Source organism: uncultured Cedecea sp. (genome assembly GCF_947498825.1).
In the GTDB taxonomy this organism is placed as follows: Bacteria; Pseudomonadota; Gammaproteobacteria; order Enterobacterales; family Enterobacteriaceae; genus JGM124.
The window spans coordinates 209,777-230,616 of sequence record NZ_CANMLV010000006.1 but is presented as its reverse complement, the minus strand read 5'-3'; the positions used below and the strand labels follow the sequence as shown (position 1 = coordinate 230,616).

The window sequence follows — 20,840 nt, the reverse complement described above, 5'->3', positions numbered from 1 at the left end:
GCACAGTAAATCACTAACTATGTGAATAGTCATTCTCCTTTAATCATCTTCACTCTGATTATTCACAGTTAATTGAATAGCTTTATATTCAGATCTTAGAGAATCATATTGCGAAGCATTTAATAGTTTATCTGAATTTAGCTCTATGACATTAGCGCCATATTTAAACTCATTTAATGCATCATTCTCCATTGCACATAGTATTATCTGAAAGTCCTGAGGAACATTGTGCATTAGTACTTTGAGAATTGCTTCATACCGGTGCCCCGCCTGCTCTTGCTGGTTAGGCGTATCAATGATAAAAGGAGGTACTATGCAAGTTTTAGCACCATGTATTTGTTGCAGCACAGAGAGTTGGTAAGCAAGTAATCCCCTAGCAGCCTCAGCAGCACCACCACCGAGCAACCGCTTGTAATCAGTAGGTGATTTTACTTTGCTAAGATTTATTCCTGTTGAACCTAGCGTTTCAATGTTTTCCAACAGTTTGGACATAAAGGACGAGTTCAGCTCTTCTTTATCTTTGGTTGAAAGAAGTTCTCTCTGGTCTTTTTTTAATTCCGTGATGGAACTGTTGGCTTTGCTGATTTTGAGATCTTCATTATCAATTTTAACTTGAATGTTTTTTGAGACGTTCTCAATGGATATGGTATCTATTACCTGAGCAATGAGATCTCTTTCGCTCGCATTATTATCAATGATGTATTTCTTATTTATTCTTTCAATTTCATTAGTGGCAAACTGAGCATCTTTATTTAAATCAGTTAATGATAATTTAAGTTCAGCTATTTTAGATGCTATTGAGTTTGCTTCATCAAGCAACGAATTCTTTTCTGAAAGAAGCAGAGCTCTATTAGGTAGTGAGTTATCATGAAGGGTACCACACAATGGGCACTCTAAATTATCCGTAGGTATAGACTCTACCGCAAATTTATAATCTTCTTCAAGTTCGTTTGCAGAACTGATGGCTAACTCATACTGCCTTTCGAGATCATAAATACTTGAGTTTATTGTAGCCTGAGCATCATAAAGCCTCGTTTGATAGTCAATCAACTCATGAAGTTCAGTATTTATTTCTTCCTGAATTCTGCTGAACTCTTCAGTATTTAAGGATAATGGAAAGTCGGCTGAATTATCAACTATAACTTCAACTGCGCTTTGGAATTTATCTATTTTTTCTGCTGATTTCTTTTTAACTTCGTTGTAGTCATGAATATTTTCTTCAATGTCAAAATGCTCTGGTTTCAGATATCCAGTAAAGTATTTGATTAACGAGTTTTTCCAGTTGGCATATTGACCTAAGTTTTCAAATGAATTCCACGGTGAACTCCAACTTTTTATCTGGTCGATATAGAATGGTAAAAAGTAATATGCTGGCGGAGGCGTCTCTAAATTTCCATCACTACGATTAGGAAGCTTCATTTTAAATTTAACAAGATCTGATAGGTGTTTTGAAAAGTCACCAGTTATATATGTATATCTTCTCGCTTCTCCACCGACAGCCCCCAAAATTATTGAGTGGCTTCCTCGGCAAGTAAAATATTCTTTGTCATTTATAGTGAAATATAATATCGATTTAATATCATTAGATTTCCATTCTTCATCGATAACAGGATCACATCCCAGAGACCATAGTAAACTCTTGGCTAGAGTGGACTTACCAATACTGTTATCTTTTCCGGTAATTAGATTCAATCTCTTCGGGAACATGAACTGATTCGCAAGTTTTTTCGAATCTGATATCAGAACCAATCGTTGAAATGTCAAGTTTCTCATTTTTCTTGTTCCTTAAGTTTCTAATTAATAATTTATAGTGATCTTTTTTGTTTTTTATATTATTCATGCATCACCTTTAAAAAACAATAAATTATCTCGCAAAGTATATCGTCATCTTCTGGGATTTGAGCTTCAATATTCAATTCTTTAGCTTTTACAATAACTGACTCAATGTAATCTCTGGTTTCTGTAAAATCTTCTTCTGGAACGCTACTGAGCGCCTGCTGAGCAATTCTCATTATATTCATATCAAAAGCTGAAGCGTACCCTACTCGACGTAAGAAAAGTTGTTTTATTTTTTTATTAATTCTTCGATAAGTTAAGGTGCCCCATTTCATATCGCTTTTAGCTAAATACTCAAAATCCCTCTCAAAGTCTTCAATTTTTGGACTTGTTGTGTTAACGGCTATGACATCCTTTACCTTATGGGAAGTGAGAGACTTATCCTCTATCATTTTCTCCCAAACAGTAAAGTCGTAAGTGTTCTGTCCCTTGCGATGAATCTCATCGATGATTGCCCTATAAATATTTACGGCATTACTATGACTATTGGGAAATATTTCATTTACTAATTCAGCAAATCTAGCAATAACAAACTCTTTTTGATTCTCTAGCTTTATTTTGGGTACAATAAACTTTAGGTTCTCTGGCAGGATATCTATCCCAAGCTCAGATTTTAATTTTCCAGTTAACCCAGATAGGCAATCTATGCTAAGATCACCTGAAGTTATAATATCTAGCTTTAGATTATTATCTTTTTGATCAAATAAGAAACCGCTTGAGGACACAAGGCCTATTTCCGTAATGCGTGTTTCATAATCAGTGTTTATGCATGAGCTTAATAGCTTACCTAGAATAGAAATCTTCGCCCCCTTAGCACCTTGTTCTCGTTTAGTTAAGGCGTCAGAAGTAAAAGGTCTTCTAGTGTTCTTTACTTGGAAAAATTCAAATTTCGCTGCACTTCCATACATCGAGTCTGCTATAACAACATCCTCATGATATTCAATTAATAATGCATAGTCAGAATTAGATTTATGCTTTTCAATTATTCTGCATAAAGCCCAATGATATTGGAAATCATATTTACCAAATGTGGTTGCCCCTGATTTTTCTCTTTGAGCATGACCCAAAATATTGCGTTCCATTGATAAGTCCATCCTTCTGGTGGAGATGACACGAATCACTACTAATTTTTCTTAACAATCTAATTTAGGACGGCCCCAAAGTCTATCAAATCGTTCGCTCCGAGAACACGGAAGCAGGTACATGGCGCGAGTGAACCGAAGCCCAGCAGGCCCAACACATGATGTAAAGCACTAATGTCCGTTTCTGGCACGAAGCGTGCCTATCAGGTAAACGTGGTCCTAAATTGCAAAAGTGTCAGGGCTTTGTTGAATAATTAAACCCATTGTTTTATATGATTTTTTGCCTGAACAATTTTTCAGGAAAAGAAAAAAAACGTTTGTGCGATAACGAGAAATCAATAAGCTAGAACAAAGAAAAATCATGACAGACCTAAAAAATCGGAATACGAATAAAAATATTCTTGTATATCATAATGTTAAATTATTCAACAAAGCCAAGTGTCAGTTCAATATCGATTACGGATTTTCTTCTCCCCCTTACATATACAAAAAACCATACTTTGATTCATCAAGGTATGGTTTTCTGTATTAAGACAGATTACATCCTTCGTCTGAATACGACATTATCAGAGAAAGTCACCTTCCCAGCGAAAAACCCGACAATGCCAATAATCGGCAAACTGATAGTAGCCCCAGCCATACAGCCAGTACATACGTGGACACCGCACTGGCTTTTTCAGACAGAAAGGGAATCTAATGATTTGGCTTTTATATTAGCCTCTTAGTTAGCTTTCCACCCATCACTGGTCTTAACCAGAACAATTTTCGTTTCTACTGGTTCATTCATACCCTTCACACCAGAGAAAGCATCCTTATCTACCCAGCTTGGAACACCTGTCAGTTTCCATGTAAAAGTAACTTGCGTCACTTTAACACCATTACGGTCACTTGGCTCAGTCCAGCTTTTTATCTCAGCAACAGCACGGTGACCAACACAGGCACCTTTCTCACGGTTCCAAAAATCAACCTCTTCGCCTTTGTCTGTGACTTCTAAAACAGTCATGCTACCAAAGCCGTTAGGCTCCTGTGAAACAGTAATAAGTCCCTGTTCAGCTAAGCCATTTAAAATCTCATCACTGGCGTTGTATCCAGAAGAACGGTAGCCGTTATTAACCTTGACCGGGAAGCCTTTGTTAAAAGCAAAGTCATTGTCCTGTAGTGAGTAACAAAGCTCAGATGTTGAGAGTCTTGCATTAATCGCTTTCTCAAAATCACCCTTCTCACCACATCCAGCAAGAACCAGAGCTGTGCAAGCAACCAGTAAAATTTTCTTCATATTAGCCCATCCTGATAATAGAAATGCTGTCTTTTCGTTTGGTCAGTCAGCGTATGAGCCTGTTTTATCTTGTTCAAAAACAGGTATCGCATAGCTAACCCCTCTAATTAACTAATTGATAGCATTCAATTATTTTTTACATTCGTCATATCGTTTGTACCGATCAAAATCAGAATAATGATAGTTAACACCTATCAATAATAATAAATCGATCGATTGAAGTAATTAAATACCGATCAAAATCGCATTATTAATAGTTATTGACTATCGAACTCAGGTTATCGATCTATTTTATCGATCAATTGGTTGATGCATGAAGTGTTACTGGATAGAGTAAACAGCAAAATCGTATGGGCTTTAGCGCGGGTTTCTTACCACTGATTAGCAGCATTTATTGGTAGTGAGAAGCAAAGCTGGTTCAAGTCCCTTCTCACTTTTATTGCGTTTATCACCTTCTATGGAGTTAGCATGAAAAAGCTGTTTATCGTGGCACTGGTTGTCCTTCCTCTTACTGCCTGCACTACCTATGGCAACAAATCCCTGAAAGACGAATCCCAACAAACCGTAAAAAGTAAAATCGTTAAAGGGAAAACAACACAGCAGGAAATCTTAGCTGCATTTGGTGAGCCACAGACACGGGCAAGTAATGATGGTCAGGAAATGTGGTCTTACTCCAGTATGTCAGGAGAAACTCAGCTATCTAACTACATTCCCGGTCTGGCTTTGCTAAAGAACAGTAGCACAGCCCATATGAATTCTCTTGAGATTTGGTTTAAAGGGGATGTTGTGGATCGTTATAATTTCAGTCAGACAGCGAGTAAGGTTTCCAAAGGGCTGCTGGATTAAAATAGTATATATACTGCAATATCAGGTTCTAAATTTTTAGATCCTGATATTATTATTAGTAAAAACACATGAGTCAAAAAATTCACTCTACTTTATGATATTTTAATATTATCTCCAAATTCTTTCCAAGTAGTATTATCAATAAGTGAAGAACTACTAACCCTTATATTTTTACAACCACTTATATTATTGACCGTTTTTCTAATTACTTCGAAGAATGGTTTTGGCATCCAAGGACTAACTGATATTCTGCTGATCGCATTAATTGGCAATGGAATTTTTTTATAAACTATATCCTCCGATGAGGGGTAAATTAAACGATACTCAGATTCATCCGTAAAAGCATGACGTTTCAAAAATGGTAGTTTATCAATATTGATAGTTTGAGTTCTTCTGATTTGTTTTAGTGTCATATAGCTTACATGTCCATGAATTATATTTTCCTGTTCATCAAGATGTGCTTTAAATTTATTGAAGTCGAATACGATACAAACACCACTATCTTTTTGAGTAAAAACACTCCAGTGGTGATATGTTTCATTTTTTTTGGTCATGCAAAGTGCAAGAGTTTTCGCTAGTTTTCTTTTATTTGTATATATATCTAAAAAATAAGAATCGTTTTTGTCATCCCATGATTTTGGATCCAGCAATGTAATTTCTTTAGTTGTTAGCATGCATAACAAAGAAGGTAGATTTGTGTATCTCCGCAATTTATTATTTTCCAATTTTGACACTCCTTATTTATGCTATATTTTATATGAAGATAGCAGTTGAATTTCTTTAATCATTAAATAACTACTATCTAGGTCAATTAAATACTGCAAAAATCTTAACTTTTTTCAAAAACTTGATATAATATATCATAAAGTGCTCCCCCTCAATCTAACACTTGAACTTACAGCTCCTAAAATTTATCAGATAGGTACTGACCAGATCCCCCCCCATGCTCATATGATTCATCAACTAGATAGGCACTTACACTCCAGATTTTATGCTAAACACTTAATAGTTTTTCGAGAAAAAACATATTAGCCTCCTATATACATTAATCATTCGTGCCTTATCATAATCATCTGCTGATTCAGATAGAACGAATGAATCATAGTCTTTGATAAAAATGTTATTGTCATTTTCGAGAGTGAGTTTTATCCCGTGCTCATTCTCTTCAACATCTTTAACTATACAGGTCATAAACGGTATGTGTTGATTGGCGTTAAAGAGCGTAATGATTTTAATATTATTCATTTTTTGATTTTCCTTTTTGTTTTATTTTTAATGCCATATTTGTTTTAGAAAAATCAAATTTAACTTAGGTTATATGAATAACACCTCATACAATATTCATATATGAAGTATTCTCACTCATCTTATTTGATTAATCACGACACATCATCCTTGTAGATACCTTTATATATTATCCCAATCTAACGGCTCTTCTGGCGGTAATAGAGTTGCTATATCAGCGGCTATACATCCTTCCATGTTTTTATTTATCATCGATCTTTGGGGCTTTTTAGCCTGTAATCTTGCGATTAACAAATCTATGTCTTTTTGGTTATTTACACTGTCTATGACTGACTCAATTGATCTATCCTCTTCTTTAATATTTTTATTACTTTGGTCAGTGCAGGTTATACTTTCGGGTTGTTCTTCTATTACTTCTTTCTTTTTTACAATCTCTGAAACAAAGCGAGCACGATCACCATTGAAGACAATAGCTGGGTTTATGAAATACCAGTTTTTTTCATTAGTCTTAGCAATAATACGTTTCTCTATAAGTTCTTTTACCCCTCGGTAAAAGATAGACTCAGACAAAGCAAAGTGATCTATTTTTTCTGCGAGCGACATTGCTTTTTTACAACTCAGATAAAAGTGATCTTTTCCAATCGCATCTTGATATATTCGTAAAAATATGAAAAACACCTTATATGCTGTTTTAGTGAGGTCAAAGTATGCTTTTATCTTAGACGTATAGAGTTTAATAAACTCTTCCTTATCGACCTCTTGTGTATGTACGATATTGGCGAAATAACTTTTACTGGTATCTTTCCTTTCGATAAGTTCCGTTCCTCTTGAAACAGTTAGATTTTTCTTCCTTGTTTCAATCTTAAGTTCTGTATCAAAGCAAAAAGGATTTAAGCCTAAATCCAAATCAATATCTATTTCATTCATCCTATTATTTCCTCTTATTATTTTATTTATAGTCAATTAAATACCATGCACAAAATAGATATCAAGTTTTTTTGCATGTTTTATTGCAAAAATATTAAAAAAATCGCCAATATTTCAGTGACGATAATTTAAAGTGCTGTCGTTTTTAAGCTAAAAAATGACATAGAAACTGACTACAGAGTCAGGAAAGCTCACTGTGGAGTCAGGAATACTGACCACAGAGTCAGGAACACTGACTGTACGGTCAGTCGCATATTTTCTTCATAAGCCTTATACCGCAAGGGCTACAAGCCGATTTTAGCTTAATTTAATTTTGCAAGAAGTAAGAGATAATACTTAAGAGGATTAAAAGAAAACGGGCTATTTTCATGGTAGCTATATGGGGTTTAAAGATTTAGCAACGATTAGCTATTTTTGAGTTAAAAATATAATTTTCATTGCGAAGCTTTCCTTTTTATTGCACTAACATCTTTTTTTGAAAATCCCCCCCTCTATGAGCTAACGCTCATGTGCTACCGAAAACGATAAGTCTGTTTTCATAAGCACGGCTACGTCCTAACTCTGACATCAATATTTTTATCGTGATAAGATAGTTTCAATGTTGATAGAAAAAGGATAAGAGATCTGTTTCAGATCGTTGTATCCAAAAATAATAAAATTGATCCTATGTTTAAACATAGAATTACCTCGATAAAATATAGCATTTACTCTTAAACATATAGGAAAACTATATTTAAAGAAGCAGCACTAAGTGATTTCCCGAAACAATCATATTGCTGGAAAAGGGGTTCATCTCTGTTGGTGATGGATTTATCCATAAAAAATTGCGGCATTAGCCGCTAATATAATAAGAGTATAATTAATCTTATCAATTCATGTTCGATTTAGTTTTTAAGAGATTTTATGCGCTAGCTTTACCCTATTCTTAATTAAAACTTCTCATTGAAAACAGATCTTTTCTTATGAGCTTTCGCTCATGGCTTCGCCCTTTCTCTGTATATTAACTAGGAGATCATCAAGGCCATAGCATTTGCTCTTAAACGTATAGTAAAACTATATCCCAAATAGCAGCACTTCGTGATTGTCCAAAACAATCACATTGCTGAAACAGGGCTTGCCCCTGTTAATGATGGATTTATCCATAAAGAATTGCGGCAGTAGCCGAAAATAAAGTAAAGGAAAAACAAACCGCAATATCCCATAATACCAGCAGCGCTTCGTGATTGTATGAAACAATCACTTCGCTGAAATATAAAATCAAGAAAAATAACAGCAGATTATAAAACGGGTTAAATACAAAAATAAACAATACAATAAACGGTAAGACTATATTCCTAAAATACCTCTATATAGCTGTTCTCAGCTTCGCTAATTGAATAATGAAGAAGAAAAATGCTCTCAGACCAGCTATAGCTTAAAACCAAGTACCGGCATCCGGGAGTTAAAGTCCCGAATCCCGGTACTTAAGTTGATAAGTATTCTCAAATAAAAATGGTAAAGTGTTATTTATACATATGCTGTAATACTACAAGTTTCAGAAATAAAAACATCAAGTGTTAGTTATTTTAAAAAATATAAACTTTAAGTATTGACTTGCATGAAGAATATAGTATTTACTTAGATATATAACTAAAATAATAAAGGAGTAAATAACATGATTGAAAATAATATACAAAATGAAATAAAGAAATCAAGAAGAGGTCTTCCACGCCATACAAAAAACCCATTTCTTAATGATACAAACCTACATACAAAAACAGGTGTCAGACGTATTACTACAGGGAAAGACCGATTGGCATTAGTTAATGAAAATACGGGAGAGCAAGTTGGTAATGGTGGTTTCTTTCAGGCTATGGAGGTAGATAAAACACAGTTCGTGAAACTTTATGTTGATGGAGTATCAGCTATCGAAGGGCTTTCTTCATCGGGTAAAAAAGTTTTCAAGATCCTGTATCTTGCTATCAGAGATAATAAGGATACTGATACTATTTTGATGTCATACGATATTGTTGATCAGGATGTCGTAAAGATATCAAGAACAACCTATTTCAAGGGGATGAAAGAACTTGCTGACAAAAAGTTTATCGCAGAGACTATGATTCAGAACTATTACTTTATTAATCCAGACTATATGTTTAATGGTGATCGTTTAACATTTATGAAAACATATTATCTTTCAAGTAAAAACTCTAATAAAGCCATTAATAAAAAGGTGAAAAAATGAAGATGTTTGAAGAAACATTCAGCACTCAATAACAGGGAAATAAGGGAAAGTTAGAATAATCAAGATTCACACTGATAATAGTGAGTTTACTTAGGATAATAAAAATATTGCAACATATTTGAAGTGATAAAAATAAAATGCTTCATTATTTATCCCCGCTGAATTTGACAGTTATTCTCTATCCCTTAAAATATATTATAACGTATATAATTAAAGGGCATATTATGAGAAAAATAAAACTGGATAACAGCGATTTGTTAACTTATTTTGAAACTATAGAAAAACTAAAACAACAACCATCAATGGATGAATATCTGGAAGGCTATCGCAAAGTTCGTGAGGCTACTCCTTTTGGCGCTGAAGTAGATAAATACAGATCTGCTCATAGTGAACTCCGCAGACTGGATAAGAAGAGACAATCCCTCATAGATAGCTTTATTGACGAACTTAATCCGATAAGCGGCTCAACGGCAAGAACAGCCGCTAAATCATCCGGTAATATTAATACATTGCATGAGCGCATGATCTACCAGAAAGCTATTTCAGAAAAAACAGACGCTGAGATTGTTGCTCTGGTGGTAAAACAACGCACAGAAGCAGCTTTGGCGTTTCAGCGCTCTGTTGAGCTTAGCCTTGGTCAGCTTTCACATATTTCATCAGATATTGAAAAATCAAATAAAAAACAGAGAAAAATGTCATTTTAAGTTTATTAACTATCACCATGTTGGCAGATTAATCAATATGGTGTTTATTAAAGTTCATCAAGATTTATCCGGTCACGCTCTATTTTATCCAGTAATATTCTTAAACGTTTCTCTCTGAGTTTCTTAGCTTTCTTCTCATCAATATTTTGATAGTATTCTTCTCTTCGCTCAGCCACTACTTGCCGAAATTTCTTTAACAACTGTTCCAGTGTTTTGATGTCAGTCGTAGCCGCTTCAGCTTGGATTTTTCTATACATATACATAACGTGGAATTCATCAATCATTTTGTAGTCCTTAGTTTATTCATTCATGCTATTTCCCTCTTTCGAGGGAATAATAATGCTTATCATCAAACAACTGTCACTTTTAGTTTCCAATAAACAGGGTCTTGATTTTCATCCTGATTTATATTTTTCGAAACAAGTTCAATGATGTGTTCTTGATGCCAGTACAAGATTACGGTTTTTAAATCTCTTCTGTTTATATCAGAGACATCATTTTTGATAGAGTATTTCTTCATTTCACGCGTTATCAAAACATCATATATGACGCTTGACATGAAACCATCTTTTAAAATATCGATTGCTGTTTCATGATGTTTTTCATAAATGCCATATATTTCATCACAGTATCCTTGCAAAATATTGACAATAAGTTCGTTTAGTTCTTTTTTATTTTTATTTAATATAATCTCTTTCATTTTTAATCCTTCTATTATGTTAATGGTTAGTTGTTATAAACAATGTTGATGATGACAGAACCGTATTCCAGATCTAACTCATCGACTAAATCGTTATTGACATGTCGATTTAATGCATCTACTAAGTTTTTATTTCCTATCATTTCTTCTACTGAATACCCGCTCAGAGCAATAAACACATCTAGGCTTTCTTGAATAGTATGCTTTACTTTCGGGGTTCCTTCGCAAAGCATACTTACTACTACAGATATTTTATTTGTCATAGAACTTTGTTCGCTGTCTTTTTTACGTAATATCGTAGATATTTCGTTTTTCTTTATGTTGTTTACCATTTACACTTCCACTTATATTTTTGGTTAGCCCCTTTCGGGGCAAGATTTATTTTTACTTTCTAAAGATATCTGAATACTCAACTAACATGGCAGCAACCAGTTCAAAGTTAACCTGATTAATATCACCGTTATTACCCTCTTGGGCAGTGAATCTTTCAAAGTTGTTCTGAATATGGTCAATCACATAGATAATAAACGGACTCATAAAATCCGGGTCATCCAAATAATCATTGGCGTCACCATCACCATTAACTTCCATGAACATATTCCAGCTTGCGGCAAACGATCTACATGCAAGCTCATAGAACAGTTCGGTTGATTTATTAGTACTTATTTTTTCTTTGGACATATTTATACCCTCATAGTTAAATGCTTATTTTATTCATTATTCTTATTAGCCCCTTCCGGGGCCAAATATGGTGTTATTAGCTCATACTAAAAAGTAATGCTTGAGTATGAACATATCTCATTTCATGCATAACTTTATCCATATCAACATAAATCAGTCTTTCTCTTTTCCCCATTTCTTCCATATGTGCATCAAAGCGTTTTGCCAGATAATCTTTAACATGCGAAAGATATAGCTCCGTTCTTTCGCTATCCAACATAATAGCCGTTAACACTTCAAGTTCTTCTTGTTCTTTATATATACGTATTCCTGAGATATAAAGATTTTTTGCCATAGCAGTAAAAATATTGGTAGATGATTCTTTGATATTTTTCATTTTATTACTCTTCATTTTATTTCCTCTTGTTGTTATTAAATATTTTTTATTCAGATACAGGACGTGAATCAGAAATGATTTTCTCAATCCATGCATCAATCTCACTTTCTATAAAAGCAATAGACCTTAATCCCGTTTTAACTTGCGATGGAAAGCGTCCGGCTTTAATAAGCGTATAAATCCATGTCTTTCCAAATCCTGTTCTTCTAACCACTTCTGGTAAACGAATAAGACGTTGTTTTTTGTTTGCTACGATTTGAACCATATTTATCTCCTATTTTTTATACGTAATATCTTTGATATTTCATACTCAAAACCAAATCTTGAAGATTTGGGAAATCAGTTAGATTTCGTTTTTCAGTATGTGTATTTGATGGAAATAATTGTATGGATAATGCTTGTAAAAAACGAGGTTGGTTCACCAGCCCCGAACAGAGGGGAAGTTCAGGACCAGTGAATTTAGGGGATTTTTATGAAAGGTGAATATCGGGGATGTTCAGGCTTAGCGACTGTCCCTTGTTTTCTTCTTCGGTTCAGGTTTGTCATTCATGCCGATGACAGCAAGGATATCTGAACTCTTCACATGCATGTTTTTTATGAAAAAGTCATTTAACGACTTGAAATAATTATCATTATTCAAGAACTCATAGGCCAGAGGGTAATCTGTGTCCTTAATTTGCTCACTGCCTCTGGCATAACGCATGTCGGTATGGAGGATACCAGCCAGAACAGGGTAAGGGATTTTCTGATTGTTGAGTTGTTCCCAGCCGATGAGATCCATTAGGGGAATGATTTTGTAATCGAGTATCTTCTGAAAGGTTTTATGACCAAAACGGAAATCTTTTTCCGGGGGCTTAGATACCTTAAGGTGCTTCTGCCACTGACTAATAAGCACCTTTAAGTGTTCAGCCAAATCATCGCTGCTGGCTTCATCTAAATCGATTTCAATCAGCATTTTGTTAGCAGGGTTCAATCCCCCTTGCTTCAAGTATTCAGAGATGTATTCTGAACTCACTGAAACATCATCTTTAGGCACGTTGTTTTCCAGACGATACATCGCTCTTCCATAGTTGAACAACGAATTCCTTGTCATTGGCCTGACCGCATAGCTGTGTGCGAGCATATGACTATCAGAAAGCCATTTAGCCTCACGTATAACCTGACCAGAACGGATCAGGGCATCATGGTGTATCGCCAGCAATTGATTATCTTCACCTGCTGTTTCCCACTGTTGCCTTGCTTTATAGGCAAAGATCCGTCTTTCAAGCTCAGCATAAATTTGTTCGAGCGTTAAACCCTTCAGCACATCATAGCGACTAACATCAAACCATTCGCTTAGTGCTTCTACAATCTCCGCTTTAGACATTTTTTTGATCATTGTTTTCTCTATTAATTTTGTTTTTAAATTCTGATAAAGCTATTTTATTCAACACGATAGAGAAAGTAAAAAGATGTCAATTCACCAAAGTTGGGCACTAACGAATTTCATATGATCTTACTAATACTCCTATATCATTTAATCGCTCTTATCCTAAAAAAATGAATCATGACATAAGCGGCTTTTCTGCTAAGTGCCAGAAGCGGAAGTTGCTCGTATATAATTGCATTAATCAACAGGATGCAGATTGTAAATAGAAATGATGTAATGGAGAGAATCGATTGAAATCTGAGGGAGCGCAGAACTGTAAAAGCAGCTCTGCACATAAATAGACTCAAGACTAATGACAGATAAACTAAGTTGGTGAGGTTAATTCGTTTAGATTTGCCACAAAAGAAAATAAATATTCGCCCTCCTCGATATATTTTAATTTATCATTAAAAACATGGGCGTTAAAATCTCTTGTGTTACCCACTCCAGTGTTAACTCTCAAATCAGATATCATTGTATTCTTTGCTGTTGTTTCAATTGGTGTGACACTTACATTTGGTATTGATTCTAATGCCGGAGTGAAATGGCCAGCAAAAGATGCGAAGTCATTAGTTCTTAATACCTGTATCTTTATGGTTCCCTCATATCTATCATTTTCTTTAACCGTATCAGTTTGACTAATAAGCTTTGATACAGGGTTTTTTTGCCTATTCAGTTTTATTTTTTCGTCTGTTCTAGATTTTAGTTCTTCTTTTAAACTTTTCATTTCCTCATTCTGAACTTCTATGAGTTTATCATATGCGCTCTTCATTTCCGCGAAATTGCTTTGATTGGCAGATAGACTTTTAATTTCAGCCTCAAGTCTTTCTTTCTCAGAATCAAACGCTTGATCTTTTAAATTCCGCTCACTCTCTAGTTTATTATTTTTTTTGATTAACTCTACGAGTTCATTTACATAGCTGCCCATTTCGTCAGCACTTCCCGCTAACCTATTAAATATGGTTAAATAGCTCATTAGGTTTTCATCATCGGAATAATCAGGGTATCTTACCTGATGGTCTATTTCGCTCCAACCCTCTTCAAAAATAGTTCTTGTCTGTATTTCACAATACACCTGAACAGATTCAATATTTGTTGCTGGCACAACATAGTGAATTGAGCGATAATTATGCTTGTGTATTTCTTGCTTGCATTCAGGATGACCAGCATAAATATCCATAATATCACCATCACGGTGATATATCATTACTGATTCGTCCTGTTTAGTTGTCCACCTTGATAAAATGTGTTCGTGAACGATTTTCCAGTCACTTTTGAAAAGATAAATGGCTCTGACACCGATAAGATCAGTAATTATAGATTTGTAGTTACCTGAGTTTATTCCTTTGTACTTTTCAGACGGTTCATCTTCCGTTAGTTTTCTGATGATTTTATTTAAAAGATGGGAAGTATCTTTAATACGCCAACGGACAGAATGTACAGAATCACAACGTTGAATTTTTTTTGCGATATACTCAGCCTCATCTAGTAATGTTAGCTGATTGCTTTTGTAGTCTTGTACGATAGACCTTAAAGTGTCTACTGATAAGCCACTTTTTTCAACCAATGCTGAATCAAGGCCCCACTCCTGTAAAAAAATCGAATCCTGATCTATTATTTTCATCTTTTATTCCTAATAAGATTGTTATTTACTATTTATCATTCGAAATAGCATTTACTAGCTGATTAATAATGTTTTTATAACACGTATTGACCTTGTTGGCGAGAAAAGAGCTGATAGGCTACAGTATGGACATTAATTAGCCATGCTTTACTAGCACATTTTCTGAAATACTTGTAGGGTAACTTAAAATATTATAATTGTTTCATATAGTTAAGTTTGTGTAATAAGTTAGAGCCTCAAGTTTCCAATCATTGTGTTTTGGAAACGACCACTTAGCACTTCAAACTATTAACCAAATGTTATTTTGAAAGGTAAGTTTGATGGTTGCGACTACAGCAATTAATTTTTAGGTTAGCAGCAAAATTCAACGGCCGCTCTTCGCTCAAAGCAGCCTATCTAATATCATATGAGTGCCTCAGATTTTACTGGGGCCAATTATTGGCTAGATACAGATTTTCACTCATGGCGAATTCGACATAAACCTATATCAAACACAATCAGTGGACAAATTTAAAAACAGGCCTATAACTTCATAATGAATTGTTTTTAATACATTAAAATCATAGAAATACTGACAACATGCTCTTGAATACAACAGCACTGTCAGATAGCAATAGACAATAAAACATTGCCATAACCAATTGTTTTTAATTGACATTATACGTGGTTGGATTAAATAATGTTGGCAGAAGTGTTGGTATAAAAAACACTTAATATTAAAAACCTAATATTAACAGGAGTTACAGATGAAGTTCGAGTCCAGTCAGAGGAGCCAAATTTAAAAAATCCCGCTTAAGGAAACTTAAGCGGGATTTTTGCTTTTCGATTCATATCAATACCCTTCCCTGCGCAACGCACTCAATTATCCCTGTTTTTCTTATAACCTCATATTTACTCTGAGAGTAACGGAATCGGCCCTCTTTCAAGATGCGGGGTTAATACGATATAGCTACGTGTCCCTGTAAAGCCGTCAATCGAATGAATGACTTCCAGCAAGGCTTCAAGTGACTGTGTGTTTTGCGTTCTGACCTTCAGTAACATCGCACTGTCGCCTGCTACGGTATGGATCTCTTCCACCTCGGGAAGTGACTTCAGGGAGAGAATTGAACGCGTTACCGCCCAGCTTGAGGTATCAACATGGATAAATGCCAGCAACGGCCTGTCAATTTTAGTGCTGTCCAGCCGGGCCACTATGCCGGTTATCACCCCTTCACTCTTAAGCCGTTTAACGCGCTCATGCACCGCTGGCGCAGAGAGGTGCAGTTTACGGCCCAGTTCTGCGTAGCTGAGCGAAGCGTCCTGGGCAAGGATGGCTAATAATGTTCGGTCTTTCTCATCCAGTTTCGGCTGTTGAATCAATTTTGTCTGAACGAGGTTCATATCTTTACTCATATTCGAAAAACCTGTTGTTTTACTAATATTATCAGTTAACCATGAGAATATTATTTATAAAATTCAATAAACAGATTATATGCAAAAGGTTTCTTTAGATCCTCCGCTCTTTGCCCATATACCAATAAACCGCAACCAACAAAGACGACAGGATTGGACGCTATGAGCATCACCGCGCAGCAGTTGAGTTCCTTTCTGGTACTGGCGGTCATAATGTCCGTCACTCCTGGCCCAAACAATCTGATGGTTCTTTTTTCCAGCGTCCGTTTCGGGGTTCGTAACACACTTGATCATATCTCGGGGGCCAGTGCAGGAAGTGCATTGATGCTACTGTTAGTCGGTCTGGGACTGCATGAAATTTTCACTTTGTTTCCTGCTATTCAAGTCATCATGAAATATTGCGGCGCAGCCTATATTCTTTATCTCTCCTGGAGGATCCTGGCCAGCACAGGGGAAATACACGCGACCAGTCATTCACAGCCAATGAGTTTTGTTGGCGCTGCATTTTTCCAGCTTATCAATCCGAAATCCTGGATAATGGCCAGTGTTGCTATTTCGACCTGTCTGCCTGCGGTCTTTTCATTTACCGATATCGCGTTTTACACCGTGCTTTTTGCGGCCATATGCTTCCCCTGTGTCGGTGCCTGGGCCTGGTTTGGAGCACTGATTAAAGAGTATCTGATGGATGCACGCTTAGTCAGGCGGTTCAACCAAAGTTGTGCTGGCATGTTGGCCCTCTCGGCTTTGTCTATGGTGCTGTTTTAATCCGTATTCCAGACAAAAAGGCCCGTCAGGGGAAACCTGACGGGCCTGGTAAATATGGCCGGTTCTTACCATTTCAATCACGCCAGCCCATTGCCGGAGCCACATGTTTGAGGATCGACTCAATCACATGTACGTTATAATCCACGCCCAGCTGATTAGGAACCGTCAGTAATAAGGTATCCGCTTCAGCAATGGCTTCATCTCTCTTTAATTGTTCTATCAGTTTATCCGGCGTTGCCGCATAACTACGACCAAAAATAGCGCGCGTTTTCTCATCAAGGAAACCGACTTTATCGCTGTCGTTGCTGCTGCTACCGAAATACATACGATCCCGGTCATTCATCAGGGCAAAAATACTGCGACTGACCGAAACGCGTGGTGTGCGGGTGTGTCCCGCTTCGGCCCAAGCTGCACGGTAGGCACGAATTTGTGCAGCCTGCTGAATATGAAACGGCTCGCCGGTTTCATCATCCTTCAGCGTTGAACTTTGCAGGTTCATACCCAGTTTTGCCGCCCAGACTGCAGTAGCATTGGAACCTGCGCCCCACCAAATACGCTCGCGCAAACCTTCAGAAAGCGGCTCCGGACGCAACAATCCGGGGGGATTCGGAAACATTGGCTGTGGATTAGGTTTCGCAAAACCCTCCCCGCGCAATGTATCCAGAAATACTTCCGTGGTACGACGCGCCATATCCGCCTCTGTTTCACCTTCAGCGGGCTGATAACCAAAGTAGCGCCAGCCATCAATCACTTGTTCAGGTGAACCACGGCTGATCCCAAGCTGCAAACGCCCGCCAGAAATCAAGTCCGCAGCACTGGCTTCTTCGGCCATATACAATGGATTCTCGTAGCGCATATCAATCACACCAGTACCGATTTCAATCTTGCTGGTTTTTGCACCAATCGCAGCCAGTAATGGGAACGGCGCGCTCAGCTGGCGAGCAAAATGATGAACCCGAAAATATGCGCCATCAGCCCCCAGTTCTTCTGCCGCCACCGCCAGATCGATAGATTGTAGCAACGCGTCAGCTGCCGAACGGGTGCCTGACTGTGGTGAGGGAGTCCAGTGACCAAATGACAAAAATCCAATATTTTTCATAGGGTTTTCACTCTCGTATTAATGCAGATAAGCCGTAAAAAGCCGTCTCTGCCGGATGACAGTAATCATTACACTCTACGCGTTTCAGAATGAGAATAAATATCATTTGTTTAACATAAGGATTCAATTAATTTGAACAAGTGTATCTTTTATACTCGTTTGCTATTTATTTAAAAAAGTGTCACTGCTACAACGATAAATGTAAAAAATCCTTTGCCAGCAACATCCTAAGCCGCTATCATGCGCCCCGTTCAAACGATTCCTCTGTAGTTCAGTCGGTAGAACGGCGGACTGTTAATCCGTATGTCACTGGTTCGAGTCCAGTCAGAGGAGCCAATTTAAAGAAAGCAGACGTTCACCAACGTCTGCTTTTTTGTTTTCTGTCAATTACTTACCCTCTGTTTTACGTTCACCCTCTTCCACCAAAAAACACTACGACTCACTACTTTTGTTGGTAGAATTGTTTATTCAGTAGCCAAATTCAGTAAACCATTTCACTAATAATATATGAATAGCTTTATTATTGAATTTGGTGACTGCCTGGACAGTCACCTTTGATAAAATATTAGTTATATAGAATGATGTTCAGAATCTACTTAACCAGTCCATAATAATGAGTGCTGTCAAAAACTTTTCCAGTCTGCATCATTGTTCGTTAAATCTATATTTGTTGAAGAATCTGAAGCATTTCTTTTGATAAATGAATAGTTTTGCTTTTTCTCCACGAATGTTGAACCTGAAGTAGCGTCTTTTCCAACAATAAACTCAGAGACAAGTTGATTTAGCGACACAGCTTGCTCCATCAACGAGCGTGAAGCAGAGGATGCCTGCTCAACAAGTGCCGCATTCTGCTGTGTAACATCATCCATTTGACTGACAGCCTGATGCACTTGTGTAATACCTAGAGCCTGTTCATTCGCTGCCGAAGCGATTTCATCAACCAGATCAGATACCTGCCGTATTGCGCCATCCATTTCGATCATATTATGGTTGACTTCTCCAGCCTGGCTGACGCCAGTCTCAATCAATGCTAAAGACGATTCGATTAACTCTTTGATCTCTCTGGCTGATGAAGAAGAACGCTGTGCAAGATTTCTTACCTCACCGGCAACTACAGCAAAACCTCGTCCTTGTTCTCCCGCTCGCGCTGCCTCGACTGCGGCATTCAACGCCAAAATATTGGTCTGAAATGCAACACCCTCTATCATAGAGATGATAGCGGTTATTTTGCTTGAGCTTTCTTTGATGGCATCCATAGTCACCATCATTTTCTGCACTTTATCGTTACTATCATTAGAAAAATGCATTGCATTTTGTGATAACTGAGACGCCATAGTAGTATTTTCAGCAGTCTGTCTGACCGTTTCATTCAATTCCGCCATGCTTGCGGCTGTTTGTTCCAAAGATGCCGCTTGCTCTTCTGTTCTTGAAGAAAGATCTTCATTACCACTCGCTATTTGTGATGATGCCGAACTAACGGATTGTGCCGAAGCACTGACAGATATAAGTGAATCGGCGACCCGACTTATGAGATTATTAAAAGCCCTCGCTGTGTGACCAATCTCATCATTTTTATGGTCATCTGCCCGGCAAGTTAAATCAAGATTGGCATTAGCCATCTCCATAATAATCTTTATATCTAACAGACTTCTCTTAATTCCATTAATAACTATCACCGCGAACATACCAATAATCAAAATTGTTAATACCGAGCCTATAATTAGCCCCCAGAAAGTTAGCTTGTATATTTCCAGGTTCTTATTATTGAAATCACTTCCAAACTGGTCATTTAATTTAAAATGTTCTTGATAATTAGATATAAGTTCACGAATATCACTTCCGACACCTTCAGGTTGCTGTAGTTGCCCAAGAGAAACTGCATCATTCTGTTCTCGAGAACCTTTTATGAAAATAGGTAACTTAGCACGAATTTTTTTAATATATGCGACGGAATCCTCCATCATCACCCTGTCTTGTTCATTATAAATGTTATTTTCAAGATAGCTGTTACTTATTGATTCTATTTTGTTTATTTGCTCATCAATGTTTTTTTCTATTTCAGTCTGTTTTTGTAAGTCCTTAGAGCTTTGATGGCGATACAACCATATTGTCAGACCATTACTACTATCAACAAGCTGATTTAGTTCTCCAAGTGACTCAATGACATTATCTTGTACATACTGAAAGCGTTCCTGCATTCCAGTAATAACAACCATAACGACAATAACTAAAGCAATCAACGATGACACTAACAATGAAAAAAGAGCGTAAAGCTTTTTTGTAATACTCATTTATTCTAAAGTCCTATTCAGGGTGACATTTAACAGTTTTAAGTAGCAGGCTCCTAAGAAGACAATCACATCGGCAAATCCTGATAAAACTTTAGTTTTATGTTTGGTACAGTTTCTTAATCTAAAAAACCACTCATATACTCTTATAAACACTCACCATTACTTTATTTAAATATCATTTAAAGCACAAAAATTAAAATAGATCCCATGTATTTAAATACTATATAAAGAATATCCCAATGGTTTTCGAAATAGCGACCAGCAGACCAGCAGCTTCAACTTAACCAACGAGTCGTAAAGCAACGGGTTATTGTCGGATGAAAACTGAATTCTGCGTGGATACCGCCTGTCGAGTCGCGCCGGA

20 protein-coding genes, 1 tRNA gene and 1 pseudogene are annotated in these 20,840 nt (G+C 36.7%); 5 read left to right on the top strand and 17 right to left on the bottom strand.

What is annotated here, in order from left to right:
• Positions 1-39 precede the first annotated feature (39 nt).
• The 4 genes and pseudogenes from Q1A40_RS09635 to Q1A40_RS09625 form a co-directional block, all read right to left on the bottom strand.
• The gene (locus Q1A40_RS09635; RefSeq protein ID WP_299999580.1) at positions 40-1,773 is read right to left on the bottom strand and encodes a hypothetical protein; all 1,734 of its coding nucleotides are present in this window, start codon (positions 1,771-1,773) and stop codon (positions 40-42) included.
• A gap of 59 nt (positions 1,774-1,832) precedes the next feature.
• The gene (locus tag Q1A40_RS09630) at positions 1,833-2,918 is read right to left on the bottom strand and encodes a DUF4297 domain-containing protein (protein ID WP_299999579.1); all 1,086 of its coding nucleotides are present in this window, start codon (positions 2,916-2,918) and stop codon (positions 1,833-1,835) included.
• Between the two features lie 538 nt (positions 2,919-3,456).
• Positions 3,457-3,659 (bottom strand): annotated as a pseudogene (locus Q1A40_RS23170) (hypothetical protein).
• On the bottom strand, positions 3,640-4,194 hold the full coding sequence (locus tag Q1A40_RS09625) for a membrane lipoprotein lipid attachment site-containing protein (protein WP_299999578.1): 555 nt from the start codon (positions 4,192-4,194) through the stop codon (positions 3,640-3,642). Before Q1A40_RS09625 ends, Q1A40_RS23170 begins: the two are co-directional and overlap by 20 nt.
• A 468-nt stretch (positions 4,195-4,662) precedes the next feature.
• On the opposite strand from Q1A40_RS09625, the gene Q1A40_RS09620 reads away from it, so the two are divergent.
• A complete protein-coding gene (locus Q1A40_RS09620; RefSeq protein ID WP_299999577.1) occupies positions 4,663-5,040 on the top strand; it encodes a hypothetical protein in 378 nt (125 codons plus the stop codon).
• 92 nt (positions 5,041-5,132) lie between these two features.
• Here Q1A40_RS09620 and Q1A40_RS09615 read toward each other — a convergent pair whose 3' ends face one another.
• Together Q1A40_RS09615 and Q1A40_RS09610 are read right to left on the bottom strand one after the other, a co-directional pair.
• Positions 5,133-5,765, bottom strand: a complete 633-nt coding sequence (locus Q1A40_RS09615) for a DUF2971 domain-containing protein (protein ID WP_299999576.1) — start codon at positions 5,763-5,765, stop codon at positions 5,133-5,135.
• Between the two features lie 682 nt (positions 5,766-6,447).
• Entirely contained in the window at positions 6,448-7,212 is a 765-nt protein-coding gene (locus Q1A40_RS09610) for a hypothetical protein (protein WP_299999575.1), read from the bottom strand.
• 1,654 nt (positions 7,213-8,866) lie between these two features.
• Here Q1A40_RS09610 and Q1A40_RS09605 point away from each other — a divergent pair.
• Positions 8,867-9,436, top strand: coding sequence for a replication/maintenance protein RepL (locus tag Q1A40_RS09605; protein WP_103158525.1), 570 nt, complete (start codon positions 8,867-8,869; stop codon positions 9,434-9,436).
• Positions 9,437-9,660: 224 nt separating this feature from the next.
• Positions 9,661-10,140 carry a DUF4756 family protein gene (locus tag Q1A40_RS09600; protein ID WP_299999574.1) on the top strand — a complete coding sequence of 160 codons (480 nt, stop codon included), beginning with the start codon at positions 9,661-9,663 and terminating at the stop codon, positions 10,138-10,140.
• A 47-nt stretch (positions 10,141-10,187) separates the two neighbouring features.
• Here the strand turns inward: Q1A40_RS09600 and Q1A40_RS09595 are convergent, their stop codons facing one another.
• The 9 genes from Q1A40_RS09595 to Q1A40_RS09555 all read right to left on the bottom strand — a co-directional run bounded on the left by Q1A40_RS09595 (position 10,188) and on the right by Q1A40_RS09555 (position 16,321).
• Positions 10,188-10,424 carry a DNA-binding protein gene (locus Q1A40_RS09595; protein WP_299999573.1) on the bottom strand — a complete coding sequence of 79 codons (237 nt, stop codon included), beginning with the start codon at positions 10,422-10,424 and terminating at the stop codon, positions 10,188-10,190.
• Positions 10,425-10,489: 65 nt separating this feature from the next.
• A complete protein-coding gene (locus Q1A40_RS09590) occupies positions 10,490-10,840 on the bottom strand; it encodes a hypothetical protein (RefSeq protein ID WP_299999571.1) in 351 nt (116 codons plus the stop codon).
• Positions 10,841-10,866: 26 nt separating this feature from the next.
• Entirely contained in the window at positions 10,867-11,103 is a 237-nt protein-coding gene (locus Q1A40_RS09585) for a hypothetical protein (protein WP_299999603.1), read from the bottom strand.
• A gap of 121 nt (positions 11,104-11,224) precedes the next feature.
• Complete coding sequence (locus Q1A40_RS09580; protein WP_299999569.1) at positions 11,225-11,521, bottom strand: hypothetical protein; 297 nt, start codon at positions 11,519-11,521, stop codon at positions 11,225-11,227.
• 76 nt (positions 11,522-11,597) lie between these two features.
• Complete coding sequence (locus Q1A40_RS09575; RefSeq protein ID WP_299999568.1) at positions 11,598-11,912, bottom strand: hypothetical protein; 315 nt, start codon at positions 11,910-11,912, stop codon at positions 11,598-11,600.
• Between the two features lie 31 nt (positions 11,913-11,943).
• Positions 11,944-12,162 (bottom strand): AlpA family transcriptional regulator, encoded by a 219-nt coding sequence (locus Q1A40_RS09570; protein ID WP_299999567.1) that lies wholly within the window; start codon positions 12,160-12,162, stop codon positions 11,944-11,946.
• Positions 12,163-12,399: 237 nt separating this feature from the next.
• Entirely contained in the window at positions 12,400-13,275 is an 876-nt protein-coding gene (locus Q1A40_RS09565; RefSeq protein WP_299999566.1) for a DUF6387 family protein, read from the bottom strand.
• 355 nt (positions 13,276-13,630) lie between these two features.
• Positions 13,631-14,929, bottom strand: coding sequence for a GTP pyrophosphokinase (locus Q1A40_RS09560; protein ID WP_299999564.1), 1,299 nt, complete (start codon positions 14,927-14,929; stop codon positions 13,631-13,633).
• 891 nt (positions 14,930-15,820) lie between these two features.
• On the bottom strand, positions 15,821-16,321 hold the full coding sequence (locus tag Q1A40_RS09555; RefSeq protein ID WP_299999562.1) for an Lrp/AsnC family transcriptional regulator: 501 nt from the start codon (positions 16,319-16,321) through the stop codon (positions 15,821-15,823).
• Positions 16,322-16,483: 162 nt separating this feature from the next.
• On the opposite strand from Q1A40_RS09555, the gene Q1A40_RS09550 reads away from it, so the two are divergent.
• Positions 16,484-17,086, top strand: coding sequence for a LysE family translocator (locus tag Q1A40_RS09550; protein WP_299999560.1), 603 nt, complete (start codon positions 16,484-16,486; stop codon positions 17,084-17,086).
• A 73-nt stretch (positions 17,087-17,159) separates the two neighbouring features.
• Here Q1A40_RS09550 and Q1A40_RS09545 read toward each other — a convergent pair whose 3' ends face one another.
• Positions 17,160-18,185 (bottom strand): LLM class flavin-dependent oxidoreductase, encoded by a 1,026-nt coding sequence (locus Q1A40_RS09545; protein WP_299999558.1) that lies wholly within the window; start codon positions 18,183-18,185, stop codon positions 17,160-17,162.
• A gap of 260 nt (positions 18,186-18,445) precedes the next feature.
• On the opposite strand from Q1A40_RS09545, the gene Q1A40_RS09540 reads away from it, so the two are divergent.
• Positions 18,446-18,521, top strand: a tRNA-Asn gene (locus Q1A40_RS09540).
• A gap of 287 nt (positions 18,522-18,808) precedes the next feature.
• Here the strand turns inward: Q1A40_RS09540 and Q1A40_RS09535 are convergent.
• Positions 18,809-20,476: a methyl-accepting chemotaxis protein gene (locus Q1A40_RS09535; protein WP_299999557.1), complete on the bottom strand. Its 1,668-nt coding sequence runs from the start codon at positions 20,474-20,476 to the stop codon at positions 18,809-18,811.
• Positions 20,477-20,840 lie beyond the last annotated feature (364 nt).

Bases quoted from the DNA above. Each gene is read 5' to 3' on its own strand.
- Q1A40_RS09595 (WP_299999573.1), bottom strand. From the start codon at position 10,424: ATGATTGATGAATTCCACGTTATGTATATGTATAGAAAAATCCAAGCT.
- Q1A40_RS09605 (WP_103158525.1), top strand. From the start codon at position 8,867: ATGATTGAAAATAATATACAAAATGAAATAAAGAAATCAAGAAGAGGT.
- Q1A40_RS09560 (WP_299999564.1), bottom strand. From the start codon at position 14,929: ATGAAAATAATAGATCAGGATTCGATTTTTTTACAGGAGTGGGGCCTT.
- Q1A40_RS09625 (WP_299999578.1), bottom strand. From the start codon at position 4,194: ATGAAGAAAATTTTACTGGTTGCTTGCACAGCTCTGGTTCTTGCTGGA.
- Q1A40_RS09575 (WP_299999568.1), bottom strand. From the start codon at position 11,912: ATGAAGAGTAATAAAATGAAAAATATCAAAGAATCATCTACCAATATT.
- Q1A40_RS09585 (WP_299999603.1), bottom strand. From the start codon at position 11,103: ATGACAAATAAAATATCTGTAGTAGTAAGTATGCTTTGCGAAGGAACC.
- Q1A40_RS09600 (WP_299999574.1), top strand. From the start codon at position 9,661: ATGAGAAAAATAAAACTGGATAACAGCGATTTGTTAACTTATTTTGAA.
- Q1A40_RS09535 (WP_299999557.1), bottom strand. From the start codon at position 20,476: ATGAGTATTACAAAAAAGCTTTACGCTCTTTTTTCATTGTTAGTGTCA.
- Q1A40_RS09630 (WP_299999579.1), bottom strand. From the start codon at position 2,918: ATGGAACGCAATATTTTGGGTCATGCTCAAAGAGAAAAATCAGGGGCA.
- Q1A40_RS09570 (WP_299999567.1), bottom strand. From the start codon at position 12,162: ATGGTTCAAATCGTAGCAAACAAAAAACAACGTCTTATTCGTTTACCA.
- Q1A40_RS09565 (WP_299999566.1), bottom strand. From the start codon at position 13,275: ATGATCAAAAAAATGTCTAAAGCGGAGATTGTAGAAGCACTAAGCGAA.
- Q1A40_RS09545 (WP_299999558.1), bottom strand. From the start codon at position 18,185: ATGAAAAATATTGGATTTTTGTCATTTGGTCACTGGACTCCCTCACCA.
- Q1A40_RS09555 (WP_299999562.1), bottom strand. From the start codon at position 16,321: ATGAGTAAAGATATGAACCTCGTTCAGACAAAATTGATTCAACAGCCG.
- Q1A40_RS09610 (WP_299999575.1), bottom strand. From the start codon at position 7,212: ATGAATGAAATAGATATTGATTTGGATTTAGGCTTAAATCCTTTTTGC.
- Q1A40_RS09550 (WP_299999560.1), top strand. From the start codon at position 16,484: ATGAGCATCACCGCGCAGCAGTTGAGTTCCTTTCTGGTACTGGCGGTC.
- Q1A40_RS09635 (WP_299999580.1), bottom strand. From the start codon at position 1,773: ATGAGAAACTTGACATTTCAACGATTGGTTCTGATATCAGATTCGAAA.
- Q1A40_RS09620 (WP_299999577.1), top strand. From the start codon at position 4,663: ATGAAAAAGCTGTTTATCGTGGCACTGGTTGTCCTTCCTCTTACTGCC.
- Q1A40_RS09580 (WP_299999569.1), bottom strand. From the start codon at position 11,521: ATGTCCAAAGAAAAAATAAGTACTAATAAATCAACCGAACTGTTCTAT.
- Q1A40_RS09590 (WP_299999571.1), bottom strand. From the start codon at position 10,840: ATGAAAGAGATTATATTAAATAAAAATAAAAAAGAACTAAACGAACTT.